Below are 11,186 nucleotides of genomic sequence, written 5' to 3' on the forward strand. Positions count from 1 at the left end.
TCTCCAGATCGGCTACAACCGCGCCGCCTCGATCATGGAGCGGATGGAGAACGAAGGCATCGTCGGCCCCGCCAACCACGCCGGCAAACGCGAAATCCTCGTCGAAACAGGCCGAGCCCGCGAAGACGAGGATTGAGGGGCGCCAGAGCCTTCGGCTGAACCGTTCGCGGGAGCGGCGCGTAGTCATCGCAACGACAGGAGCGCTGCGATGAGCCCGACAGGATCTGTGAGCGACCGGCGGGGCCGGAGGAGCTCCGCCCGGTGAAGACCCTCGTCCTGATCCTCGGCGACCAGCTCAGCCGCGACCTCTCCGCGCTCGACGGGTTCGATCCGCAGCGAGACGTCGTGCTGATGGTCGAGGTGGCGGAGGAGACGACCTATGTCCCCCATCACAAGCAGAAGATCGCCTTCATTCTCTCGGCGATGCGCCACTTCGCTCGCGAGCTGCGCGAGGAGGGGCTGAGCGTCGATTACGTGGCGCTCGACGATCCCGCCAACACCGGCTCCTTCTCGAGCGAGCTGGCGCGCGCGGTCTCCCGCCACGGGCCCGACCGCGTCATCGTCACCGAGCCCGGCGAATGGCGGGTGCGTCGCATGATGGACGACTGGGCGCGGGATCTTGGCCTCCCCGTCGAGATCCGCGACGACGACCGCTTCCTCTGCTCGCGCGCCGAGTTTGCCGCCTGGGCCGATGGCCGCAAATCCTATCGCATGGAGTTCTTCTACCGCGAGATGCGCCGCCGCACCGGGCTGCTGATGGAGGAGGATGGTCCGGTCGGCGGCCAGTGGAACTTCGACGCCGAGAACCGCAAGCGCCTGCCGGCCGGCATAACGCCGCCGCGGCGCCTGCGCTTCGCGCCCGATGCGGTGACGGCCGACGTAATCGACCTCGTCGCGACCCGCTTCGCCGGGCATTTCGGCGATCTCGACGGCTTCGGCTGGGCCGTGACGCGAGAGGATGCGCTCAAAGCTCTTGCTCATTTCGTCGAGGCGGCGCTGCCGCGCTTCGGCGACTATCAGGATGCGATGGCCGAGGGCGAAGGCTTCCTCTTTCATGCCCTTGTCTCGCCCTATCTGAACATCGGCCTGCTGCTGCCGCGCGAGGTCTGTGTCGCCGCCGAAACCGCCTACAGGGGCGGGAAGGCGCCGCTCAACGCCGTCGAGGGCTTCATCCGCCAGATCCTGGGCTGGCGCGAATATGTCCGCGGCATCTACTGGCTGGAGATGCCCGCTTATGCGCAGACCAATGCGCTCGAAGCCGATCGCCCGCTGCCCTGGTTCTACTGGTCGGGCGAGACCGACATGAATTGCCTCGCGAACGCCATCGCCGACACGAACCGCAACGCCTATGCCCATCACATCCAGCGGCTGATGGTGACCGGCAATTTCGCGTTGCTCGCCGGCATCCGCCCGTCCGAGATCGAGGCCTGGTACCTCGCCGTCTATGCCGACGCCTTCGAATGGGTCGAGCTGCCCAATACCCATGGCATGGCGATCTTCGCCGATGGCGGGCTCCTCGGCTCGAAGCCCTATGCAGCTTCGGGCGCCTATATCGACCGGATGTCGGATTACTGCGGGTCCTGCGCCTATGATCCAAAGATCAAGACCGGGAAGGGGGCCTGCCCCTTCAATCCGCTCTACTGGGATTTCCTGATCCGCAACCGCGACCGGCTCGGCAACAATCCCCGCATGGCGATGCCCTACAAGAACCTGGACCGGATGACGCCGGCCCATGTCGAGACGATCCGGCGTGAGGCCGCCGTCATCCTCGACGGGCTCGACGCGCCGGCTCGGGCCAGGCCAGCCAAGCAGCCCGACCTCTTCGGCTGATCGCGGCCCGCCATTTCCTTCGCGCGCATTTGCGACGATGCTGCGCGCCGGCCCGAACGGGCCTCGGTGGATTCGCGGTCCGCTGTTTCGTTTCAGGGTGCGATGTTCCGGTTTCTCCACTCGTCCGATCTGCATATCGGCAAGCGCTTCGGCACCCTGCCGGAGGAGTTGCGCGGCCGGCTGCGCGAGGCGCGCCACACGGTGCTCGACCGGCTGGCGGCGCAGGCGCGGGCAGGCGGCGCGCAGACCGTGCTGCTGGCGGGCGACAGCTTCGACACGGAGACGCCGAGCCCCGCCATGCTGCGCCAGGCGCTCGCCGCCATGGCGGGCCATGCGCCGCTGCGCTGGGTCATCCTGCCCGGCAACCATGACTCGCTGCTCGCCGACGAGCTCTGGGCCGCGACACGCGCCGCCCTGCCGGCCAATGTCGTGCTGGCGACGGAAGCCGCGCCGCTCGCGCTTGCACCCGGCATCGTCATCCTGCCCGCGCCCTGCACCACGCGGCGCCCGGGCCGCGACCTGACCGACTGGATGGACGGCGCCGCCACGCCGGAAGGGGCGCTGCGCATCGGCCTCGCCCATGGCGCGATCCAGAGTTTTTCCGAGGATGGCGGCGGCCTCGACATCATCGCGCCCGACCGGGCGATCCGGGCCGGGCTCGATTATCTCGCGCTCGGCGACTGGCACGGCCAGATGCCGATCGGCCCGCGCAGCTGGTACTCCGGCTCGCCGGAGCCCGACCGCTTCAAGCACGACCAGCCGGGCCGCGCGCTGCTGGTGTCGCTCACCGGTCCCGGCGCCATGCCCGAGGTCACGCCCGTCGAGACCGGCAGCTTCGACTGGCGCAGCCTGCCGCTCGACCTGCTCTCCGGCGATGATGGTGCCTCGGCTCTGACGAAGCGTCTGCCGGCCGGCCCCGTCCGTCGCCAGACCCTGCTGCGCGTCGTCGCTGCGGGGCGCCTGCGGCCACAGGCGCGCGCCTGGCTCGACGCCGCGATCGCGGCGGTCGCGCCGGAATTCGCCTTCCTGCAACTGGATGCCGAGGCCCTGGCGACGGATTGCGAGAGCGACGATCTCGACGCGATCGACCGGGCAGGGGCGCTGCGCCAGGCCGCCGACGCGCTGCTCGCTGAGAGCCTCGACGAGGCGCGTTCCGCAGCCGAGCGCCAGGCGGCGCGCGACGCGCTGGCGCGGCTGTTCTCCTATTGCGCGGCGATGCCCGCATGAAGCTGACGGCGCTGCGCCTCCACAATGTCCGCCGCTTCGCCGGCCGGGGCGTCGCCGTCGAGGGCATCGGCGACGGCGTCAATGTACTCTGCGCCGTCAACGAATTCGGCAAATCGACCTGTTTCGACGCGCTCCACGCGCTGTTCTTCCAGCCCCACACCGGCACGCCCAGTGCCGTACAGGGCCTGCGGCCCTATAGCGGCGGCAACCCGCTGGTCGAGGCCGACATCACGACCGCGAACGGCGCCTTCCGGCTGACGAAGCAGTTCTATGGCGGCAAGCGCGCCATGGTGCGCGAACTCGCCTCCGGCCGGCTCGTCGCCCAGGCCGACGAGGCCGAGCGCTTCATCGCCAACCTCGTCCAGGGCGGCACGGCGGGGCCGGCGGGTCTGCTCTGGGTGCGTCAGGGCATCACCGGCATCGAGCGGCGGGCCAGGAGCGACGAGGAGGGCGAGAAGCGCGCCCGCGAATCCGTCCTGACCTCGGTCCAGGGCGAGGTCGAATCCCTCACCGGCGGCCGCCGCATGGCGCAGGCGCTCGCCGCCTGCGAGGCGGAACTGGCGCCTCTCGTCACGGCGACGGGTCGGCCCAAGGCCGGCGGCGCCTATGCGCAGGCGCTGGAGGAGCGCGACGCGCTGGCCCAGCATGAGCAGAAGCTAGCGGGCGAATTGCGCGAACTGCGCGACGCGCTCGACCGGCGCCGCAGCCTGCGGGCCCGGCTCGCCGAGCTCGACGACGCCGAGCGCCATGCGACCCTGCTGCGCGAGGTCGCCCAGGCCGAGGCGGCGCTCGCCGCCGCCCGGGCCCATGGCGAGGCGCTGCGCACGGCCGAGGTCGAGGCCGCGCTCGCCCGCAATGCCCGCGACGCGGCCCGCGAGGCGCTCGACACGCTGCGTCGCGATCTCGCGCGGCTGGCGCTGCTGCGCGAACGCGAGGCAGAAAGCCGCGGCCGTCGCGACGAGGCGCTGGCGCGCCAGCGCGCTGCCAACGAGGCCGGTCTCGCAACCGCGACCGAAGTCGAGCGGGCTGAAGCCGGGGAGCGCGAGGCGCGTGAGCTGCTCGCCCGGCTGGACAAGGCGATGCGCGCCCGTGAGGCCGGCGAGAAGCTGGCGCGTCTGCGGCAGGAGCATGAGCGCGCGGCCGAGGGACGTGCCGAGATCGAGACGATCGAGGCCGAGCTGAAGGCGCTGCGGCTGCCGGCGGGGGCGCTGGCGCGGCTGGAAACGCTGGAAAGCGAGCTCGTCGGCTTGCGCGCGACGGCGGCGGCGCGCCGCCCGCTGCTGCGCGTCGCCTATGATCCTGGCGTCGCCGCCGCCATCCAGCTCGACGGCGCGGCGCTCGATGACGAGGAGGAACGCACCCTGTCCGGCGCCGCGACCCTGACCATCCAGGGCGTCGGCCGGCTCGCCATCACCCTGCCGCAGGGTGGCGACGACGAGGCGGATCTCGCCCGGGCCGAGGCGAAGCGGACGGCGCTGTTGGCGGAACTCGCGGTGGCCGATCTCGCCGAGGCGCGACGCCGCGACAGCGCGGCCAGCGAGCTGAACGGACGGCTCGATCTGGCACGGCAGCGCCTGCGCCTGCTGGCCCCGGACGGTCTGCCCGCGCTTCAGGAGCAGATCGCGCGGCTGGAGGCGCAAGGGGCTGGCGCCGAAGAAGCTGAAGGCGATCCGGAAACCGCGCGTGCGAGCCTGGTCGAGACGGAAGGCCGCGTGGTCGCCGCGCGCCGCGCGCAGCGGGAGGCGCAGGCCGCCCGCGACGCCGCCAATGCGGCCGTCGTCGAGACCGAACGGGCCCTGGCCGGCATTGCCTCGGAGCTGGCGGGGCTGGCGGCGACGCTCGGCCCCGAGCGGGAGCGGGATGCGCTGGAGGCGCAGCGGAGCGCTGCGCTGGCGCAGGCCCAGCAGGGTTGGTCGGCGGCGCAGGCGCAGCGCGATGCGCTCCGGGCCGGTGCGGTCGATATCGCGGGGGCCGAGGCCAAGCTGCGCCGCATGCGCTCCGTGCTCGACGGCGCCTTGGCCGAGATCGCGGCGCTGCGCGAGGAGGCGGCCGAGCTGAACGGCCGCATCCGCGCCCGCGCCGACGCCGCTGTCGAGGAGGCCTGGCAGGAGGCGTCGGAAAAGCTCGGTGCCGCCCAGCGGCGCGTGGTCGCGCTGGAGCGCGAGGTCGCCCTGCTGACGCGGCTGCGGGCGGCGCTCGAGGCGGCCCGCGCCGAAGCGCGCGACCATTATTTCGCGCCGGTGATGACGGAGCTGCGGCCGCTGCTCGGCCTGCTGTTCGAGGATGCGACAGTGACCTTCGACGAGGAGACGCTGCTGCCCCGCACGGTCAGCCGCAACGGGCTGGAGGAGCCGGTCGGCGTGCTCAGCGGCGGCATGCGCGAGCAGCTCGCCGTGCTGACGCGGCTCGCCTTCGCGCGGCTGCTGGCCAAGGACGGCCAGCCGGCCCCGGTCATCCTCGACGATGCGCTGGTCTATTCCGACGACGACCGCATCGAGCGCATGTTCGACGCGCTGCACCGCCAGGCCAGCGGCCAGCAGATCATCGTCTTCTCCTGCCGCCAGCGCGCCTTCGCCCAACTCGGCGGCACGATCCTGCGGATGGTGCCGTGGGTGCCGGAGGGGTGAGCCGGATTGCCTCGCCTCCGAGCCACTCCGTCATCCTGGGCGGAGCGAAGCGACGACCGGGATCCATCATAGGGCGATGTCGTAACCCTATGATGGATCCCGGAGCTGCGCTGCATCGCAGCTTGTCCAGGATGACGGGGCGTTTCCGAGGGCAAACTGCGACGCTCACAAAATCGTCGCGCCAAAATTCCGTTCGGGGTCCATCTCCAGCACGAGGTTGCCGGTCGGCTCGGCGGCCGGGCCGCCCGTGCGCGAGAGCCAGCGGCCGGAGCCGGCCTTGGCATGAAGCGCCCCGTCGCTGACGACGACCTCGCCGCGGCGGATCACGGTCTCGGGCCAGCCGGTCACTTGATAGCCGGCAAAGGGTGTGAAGCCGGTCAGGTCGTGCATCGCCTCGTCGGTGATGGTCACCTCGCGCGTCGGGTCCCAGATCGCGATGTCGGCGTCATAGCCCGGCTGGATCGCGCCCTTGCCCGGCAGGTTGTAGATTTTGGCCGGCGCGGTCGCGGTCAGGTCGACGAAGGCCTCCAGCCCGCGCCCGGCGAATTCGGGCCGGCCCTTCGAGACCAGCGCGTCGAACATCAGGGGCAGACGGGTCTCCAGCCCCGGCAGGCCGTTGGCGATCTGCTTGAAGTTGGGGTTCGGCCCGGCGGAGAGCTTGCCGCTCTCGTCGAAGCGGTAGGGCGCGTGGTCGGAGGACACCGTCTGGAGATCGCCCAGCGCCAGCGCCTGCCAGAGCGCGTCCTGGTCGGTCGTCTCGCGCGGCGGCGGCGAGCACATCCATTTCGCGCCTTCCAGCCCCGGCTTGTCGAGATCGGCCTTGGTCATGAACAGATATTGCGGGCAGGTCTCGGCGAAGACCTTGAGGCCCTGGCCGCGCGCCTGCCGGATCACGGCGGCGCCCTCGGCGGTCGAGACGTGGAAGATCATGATCGGCTGGTCGATCAGCGCGGCCTGGGTGATCAGCCTTGTGAAGGCCTCCGATTCCGAGCCGCGCGGATGGCTGATCGCGTGGAATTTCGGCGCGGTATAGCCGCGCTCGACCAGCTTCTTGCCCATCCAGGAGATCATGCCGTGGTTCTCGGCATGGACGCAGATCAGGGCGCGGTGCTCGCGCGCCGTCAGCATCAGGTCGAGCAGGGGCTCGTCGTCGACCTTGATCAGGTCGTAGGTCATGAAGACCTTGATCGAGGCGTGCCCTTCCTTGATGAGCGCCGGAAGGTCCTCCTTGATCGTCTTCTCGTCGGGATTCGCGACGATCATGTGGAAGGCGTAGTCGATCAGCGCGCCGCGCTTCGCGAGCGCCGCGTAGTCGTCGACGACCTTGCGCAGATCGAGCCCGCGATGCTGGGCGGCGAAGGAGACCAGCGTGGTGTTGCCGCCGAAGGCCGCCGAGGTCGTGGCGCTCTCAAAGGTGTCGGCGTTCATCAGCCCACCGGCCGACACCTGCTCGACATGGGCATGGGTATCGATGCCGCCCGGCAGGACGAACTTGCCGGTCGCGTCGATCTCGCGCGCGCCTTGGCCGAGCCCGGTGCCGATCGCCGCGATCTTGCCGTCCTTCACGGCGACATCGGCGACGAAATGCGCGGTCGATGTGCCGACGGTGCCGCCGCGAATGACAAGGTCGAAGGGTTGCGTCGTCATGCTGTTCTCCGGCAGGCTGGCGGCCTGGAGTCGGGCCGCTGCCTCCGACCATAGCAAAGCCGCGGCCAGCCGCGAGCGCCGCCCGGCGCAGGGCTATGATGTCTTCGCCGCCGCTCTTCGTCGCGCTGATGCGGCGGCCGAGACCAGGGCGCTTGCCGGCCGGCCCGAAGCCCGCTCTACCGGCAGGATGAGCATCGCCCGTTGCAGGACCGCCCGCCGATGACCGCGCCCGAGCCCGCCGCCTGGACGCTTCCCGCGCTCGGCTGGAGTTCCTTCTTCGCCGAGCAGTGCGGTCCGGAGGACGTTGGCCTGCGGCCCGCCCGCATCGCCACCGTCCATCGCGCGAGGATGAGCGCGATCGGGCAGGAGGGGCCGATCCGGCTTTCTCTCCCCGTCCACACCGACACCGGTGCCTATACCGTGGGCGATTGGGTGCTGGTCGAGCCGGGGACGCATGCGATCGGGCGCCTGCTCGAGCGCCGCACCGTGCTTGCGCGCCGAGTCGAGGGCAGCAAGACGCCCCAGCTCGCCGGCGCCAATATCGACACGCTCTTCATCGTCACCTCCTGCAACGCCGACTTCAACGTCGCGCGGCTGGAGCGCTATCTGGCACTCGCCAATGAGAGCGGCGCCGAGCCGGTGATCCTGCTGACCAAGGCGGATCTGACGGAAGAGGCGGAGAGCTACCGCGCCGAGGCGGCGGCGCTGCAGCGCGGGCTGGCGGTGGCGCTCGTCAACCCGAAGGAAACCGGCGCCACGGCGGTGCTGACGCCCTGGTGCGGGGAGGGGCGGACGGTCGCCCTCGTCGGCTCGTCGGGCGTCGGCAAGTCGACGCTGGTCAACGCGCTGGCGGGTCTCGCCCCCGAGGAGGCGCAGGAGACCGGCGGCATCCGCGCCCGCGACGACAAGGGCCGCCATACCACGACCTCGCGCTCGCTCCATGCGATTGCCAGCGGCGGGTGGGTCATCGACACGCCGGGCATGCGCACGCTTCATGTCAGCGATGCCGCCTCCGGGCTGGAGACGCTCTTCGCCGAGATCACCGAACTCACCCATCTCTGCCGCTTCCGCGACTGCACCCATGAGCACGAGCCCGGCTGCGCGGTTCAGGCGGCGGTGGCGAGCGGCGCGGTCGATCCCGCCCGGCTCGCCCGCTGGCGCAAGCTCGACGCCGAGAACAAGGCGAAGACGCCCGAGACGCGCGGACCGAAGGGCCGTCGGCGGTAGCCGCTGCCCCGCCTGGCCTAGCGGTGGAAGGTCCAGAGCAGGCTTTCGCTGAGTTCGCGCAGCGCCTCGGCTGAATCCGGACGCTCGCGCGCCACAGCCGCGATCAGCGCATCCGCCAGCGCGAAGATCGCGGTCGGCGAATTCGGCAGCAGATGGCTGCGCGACGGGGCGAACAGCGTGACGTCGGCGATCGCGGCCAGCGGCGAGGTCGCGCCGTCGGTCAGCGCCAGCACGGAGGCGCCGCGCTTCTTGGCGAAGCTCGCGAGATCGAGCGTGGCGCGGGAATAGCGCTGCATCGAGATTGCCACCACGAGATCGTCCGGCCGCGCCGACAGCATGTGCCGGATCGCCCGCTCGGGCCCCGTGCGCGAAGAGGCGAAGGTGACATCGGCGTCGAGATAGAGCGCCAGCCCGTCCTCGAGGAAGCCCGCGACATGGTGGCTGGCCCCGGACGCGGCGATGAAGACGCGCGACGCCGTGGTCAGCAGGGCGACCGCCCGTGTCACCGTCGGCTCGTCGAGCCCATCCCGCGCCGCCTGGAGATTGGCGGCCTGGTCGGCCAGCGCCTGGGAGAAGGTGGCGAAGGTCGAGCCCGGCGCCGCGCGCGCGCCGGCGAAGCTGTCCACCGGCTCATGCGCGAATTTCAGCGCCGCCGACAGCGCCGCCCTGAACTCGCCATAGCCGCCATAGCCCAACGCCCGCACGAAGCGGGTCACCGTGGCGTTGGAGGTGCCGCTGCCCTCGGCCAGCCCCTCGATCGTCATCGTCGCGACGTCGAGCGGATGGCGCAGCACGAAATCCGCCGCGCGGCGATGGCCGTCGCTCAGCGAGGGGTAGATCAGGGCGATCCGGTTCGACAGATCCGTCGATGGCTTCAGGCCTTGGGACATGCGGTCGCGCCCGGTTGACGTAAAAAAATTTTCATGTTTGCTACTGGACGAAAATAAACCTGTCAAAACGGTTTCAGCCGGGAGCAACCGTCATCATGCGCACATTCCTGCTTTCCGCCACCGTCGCCGTCTCCTGCCTGGCCGCATCGGCGGCCAGCGCGCAGACGTTGCGCATCGCGCTCGCCTCCGAGCCGACCGCCGTCGATCCGCATTACCACGACCTGACGCCGAACAACGCGCTGGCGCAGCACATCTTCGAATCGCTGGTCAGCCAGGACGAGCAGCAGAAGCTGCTGCCCGGACTCGCCGCCTCCTGGGAGAACGACGGCAAGAACCGCTGGACCTTCAAGCTGCGCCAGGGCGTCACCTTCTCGAACGGGAAGCCCTTCACCGCGCAGGACGTCATCTTCACCTTCTGCCGCACGCTCAAGAACGAGACCAAGGTCTCCGATTCCTTCGCCGACATCACCGGCAACTTCGCCTCGGTCACGTCGCCCGATCCGCAGACGCTGGTGATCGAGACGATCGCGCCCGAGCCGTTGCTGCCGAACCTGCTCTCGGGCCTCGGCATCCTCTCGGCCTCGATCGTCGAGCACGGCACCATCACCTACGACATCGCCAAGAACTGCGGCGTCACCGGCCCCTGGCCGACCGTGACGGGCTTCAACGACGGCAGCCTCGCCATCGGCACCGGCCCCTACAAGCTGAAATCCTATGTCCGCGGCTCGGCCATCGAGCTCGAGCGCAACCCGACCTATTGGGGCAAGGCCGAGCCCTGGGCGACGGTGCGCCTGCTGCCGGTCACCAACGCCGGCCCGCGCCTCGCCGGCCTGCTCGCGGGCGATTATGACGTGATCGAGAACCCCGCCGCCCGCGATCTCGGTCGCATCAAGGGCGACAAGCGCTTCGACCACGTCATCACGCCATCGACCCGCGTGATCTATTTCCAGCTCGACGTCGCCCGCGACCAGAGCCCCTTCGTCAAGGCCGAGGACGGCAAGAACCCGCTGAAGGATGTCCGCGTCCGCCAGGCGATGTCGCTGGCGATCGACCGCGACGCCATCGTCAAGCGCATCATGGACGGGGCGGCCGAGCCGGCCTACCAGTTCCTGCCGACCGGCATGTTCGGCACGCAGGCCAACCCGCAGAAGCTGGCCTATGACCCGGCGCAGGCCAAGAAGCTCCTCGCCGAGGCCGGCTACCCCAAGGGCTTCCAGGTCACGCTCTCGACGACCAACGACCGCTACATCAACGACAGCCAGATCACCCAGGCCGTGGCGCAGTACCTGACCCAGGTCGGCATCAAGGCCGAGGTCGACGCGATGACCCGGGCGATCTACTTTCCGCGCCGCGCGAAGAAAGAGTTTTCGGTCGCGATCGGCGGCTGGGGCTCGGCGACCGGCGAGGCGGCCTCCTTCCTGCGTCAGTGGCCGCCGACCCCCAACGAGACCAAGACGCTCGGCGGCTCGAACTATGGCGGCTACAAGAACGACAAGTTCGACGCGGTGATCCGCGAGGCCGTGACGACGCTCGACGACGCCAAGCGCGCCACCCTGCTGCAGGAGGCCGGCAAGCTGGTCCTCGCCGACTACGCCTTCATCCCGCTGCACTTCGAGAGCGGCATCTGGGCCTTCAAGTCCGAGCTCGACCTCAAGGGCCGCGCCGACCAGTTCATGCTGGCGATGTCGGTGAAGCCGAAGGCGAAGTGACCGCCGAAGACCCGACAGGCCGGGCCGCC

The 11,186-nt window shown here is 70.3% G+C and carries 8 protein-coding genes; 6 read left to right on the forward strand and 2 right to left on the reverse strand.

All coding sequences use genetic code 11. The features are described from left to right. The 4 genes from ACFPN9_RS28335 to ACFPN9_RS28350 all read left to right on the forward strand — a co-directional run. On the forward strand, positions 1 to 136 hold a 136-nt coding region (locus ACFPN9_RS28335; RefSeq protein WP_156450031.1), incomplete at its 5' end, for a DNA translocase FtsK. 125 nt (positions 137 to 261) lie between these two features. Further along, positions 262 to 1,830: a cryptochrome/photolyase family protein gene (locus ACFPN9_RS28340; protein WP_066720716.1), complete on the forward strand. Its 1,569-nt coding sequence runs from the start codon at positions 262 to 264 to the stop codon at positions 1,828 to 1,830. Between the two features lie 102 nt (positions 1,831 to 1,932). Beyond that, the gene (locus ACFPN9_RS28345) at positions 1,933 to 3,057 is read left to right on the forward strand and encodes a metallophosphoesterase family protein (RefSeq protein WP_066720718.1); all 1,125 of its coding nucleotides are present in this window, start codon (positions 1,933 to 1,935) and stop codon (positions 3,055 to 3,057) included. Then, positions 3,054 to 5,684 carry an AAA family ATPase gene (locus ACFPN9_RS28350; protein WP_066720720.1) on the forward strand — a complete coding sequence of 877 codons (2,631 nt, stop codon included), beginning with the start codon at positions 3,054 to 3,056 and terminating at the stop codon, positions 5,682 to 5,684. The genes ACFPN9_RS28345 and ACFPN9_RS28350 overlap by 4 nt, the downstream gene beginning before the upstream one ends. Before the next feature lie 165 nt (positions 5,685 to 5,849). Here ACFPN9_RS28350 and hydA read toward each other — a convergent pair whose 3' ends face one another. Then, on the reverse strand, positions 5,850 to 7,331 hold the full coding sequence (hydA, locus tag ACFPN9_RS28355) for a dihydropyrimidinase (protein WP_066720722.1): 1,482 nt from the start codon (positions 7,329 to 7,331) through the stop codon (positions 5,850 to 5,852). Positions 7,332 to 7,550: 219 nt separating this feature from the next. Here hydA and rsgA point away from each other — a divergent pair, with 219 nt between their 5' ends. Next, complete coding sequence (gene rsgA / locus ACFPN9_RS28360; protein WP_066720844.1) at positions 7,551 to 8,558, forward strand: ribosome small subunit-dependent GTPase A; 1,008 nt, start codon at positions 7,551 to 7,553, stop codon at positions 8,556 to 8,558. 17 nt (positions 8,559 to 8,575) lie between these two features. Here the strand turns inward: rsgA and ACFPN9_RS28365 are convergent, their stop codons facing one another. Continuing rightward, positions 8,576 to 9,448, reverse strand: coding sequence for a MurR/RpiR family transcriptional regulator (locus tag ACFPN9_RS28365; protein WP_066720728.1), 873 nt, complete (start codon positions 9,446 to 9,448; stop codon positions 8,576 to 8,578). Positions 9,449 to 9,543: 95 nt separating this feature from the next. Here ACFPN9_RS28365 and ACFPN9_RS28370 point away from each other — a divergent pair, with 95 nt between their 5' ends. Then, positions 9,544 to 11,157, forward strand: a complete 1,614-nt coding sequence (locus ACFPN9_RS28370) for an ABC transporter substrate-binding protein (protein WP_066720730.1) — start codon at positions 9,544 to 9,546, stop codon at positions 11,155 to 11,157. Positions 11,158 to 11,186 lie beyond the last annotated feature (29 nt).

Origin of the sequence: Allobosea massiliensis, from assembly GCF_042655245.1 — a bacterium.
In the GTDB taxonomy this organism is placed as follows: domain Bacteria; phylum Pseudomonadota; class Alphaproteobacteria; order Rhizobiales; family Beijerinckiaceae; genus Allobosea; species Allobosea massiliensis.

What these genes read in the sequence shown, in the direction of transcription:
- ACFPN9_RS28345 (WP_066720718.1), top strand. Translation starts at nt 1,933, where the DNA reads ATGTTCCGGTTTCTCCACTCGTCCGATCTGCATATCGGCAAGCGCTTC.
- ACFPN9_RS28350 (WP_066720720.1), top strand. Translation starts at nt 3,054, where the DNA reads ATGAAGCTGACGGCGCTGCGCCTCCACAATGTCCGCCGCTTCGCCGGC.
- hydA (WP_066720722.1), bottom strand. Translation starts at nt 7,331, where the DNA reads ATGACGACGCAACCCTTCGACCTTGTCATTCGCGGCGGCACCGTCGGC.
- rsgA (WP_066720844.1), top strand. Translation starts at nt 7,551, where the DNA reads ATGACCGCGCCCGAGCCCGCCGCCTGGACGCTTCCCGCGCTCGGCTGG.
- ACFPN9_RS28365 (WP_066720728.1), bottom strand. Translation starts at nt 9,448, where the DNA reads ATGTCCCAAGGCCTGAAGCCATCGACGGATCTGTCGAACCGGATCGCC.
- ACFPN9_RS28370 (WP_066720730.1), top strand. Translation starts at nt 9,544, where the DNA reads ATGCGCACATTCCTGCTTTCCGCCACCGTCGCCGTCTCCTGCCTGGCC.